This is a genomic window from Mesorhizobium sp. M7A.F.Ca.CA.001.08.2.1 (assembly GCF_003998455.1).
Taxonomy (GTDB): Bacteria; Pseudomonadota; Alphaproteobacteria; order Rhizobiales; family Rhizobiaceae; genus Mesorhizobium; species Mesorhizobium ciceri.
Genome location: NZ_RZPW01001335.1, coordinates 1 through 745 on the forward strand (window position 1 = coordinate 1; position 745 = coordinate 745).

At 67.0% G+C, this 745-nt stretch carries 1 pseudogene; it reads left to right on the forward strand.

Going from position 1 to position 745, the window contains the following annotated elements:
* Positions 1 to 745 (forward strand): annotated as a pseudogene (locus EN914_RS37220) (hypothetical protein); the annotation flags it as partial.

Below are 745 nucleotides of genomic sequence, written 5' to 3' on the forward strand. Positions count from 1 at the left end.
GTGTTCGGCCGCTTCCAGATCGAGGGATCGCGATTCGACACCGCCGGCCGCATCCCGCCGATACGCGACGCGGTCGGCGTCGTCGGTTTCCACGGCAACGATGTCGATATCTCGCTCTCCTCGGGCACCGTCTACATGCCCAGCGGCCGCACCGTGGCGGCCAGCAACGGCACGCTGACGGTCAAGGCGGCGAACCGCCCGCCGGTCGTCGGCGCGCTCGACATCGATGTCGACGGCGACGCATCCGCCGTTGCCGAACTCGCATCCTACGAGCCGATCAACGCCATGCGCCATGTCGGCATTCTGCCGGAGGACCTGTCGGGCAGCGTCACCGGTCACGTCAAGGCGGATATTCCGCTGCAGTCCGGCGTCGACTCCTCGAAGCTCGATTGGCTGGTGTCGCTCGACTACACCGGCATGTCCCTGGCCAAGCCCTTCGAAGGACAGGTCGTGACGGATGCCGACGGTTCGATCACGGTCGACCCCGAGAAGGCGGTGATCTCCGCCAAGGCGTTGCTGAACGGCATTCCGGCCGAACTCGATCTGATCGAGCCGCTCAGGGATGAGGGGCCGGCGCGCAGCCGCAAGGTGGCCCTGGTGCTCGACGACAAGATCCGCGCCGCCGCCATGCCCGGCCTGAAGCCGCTGCTTGCCGGAACGGTGAAGGTGGCGATCGACAAGAACGGCAGCGGCGACCAGAACGTCTCGGCCGATCTGACCAACGCCAGGCTGGACATTCCCTGGG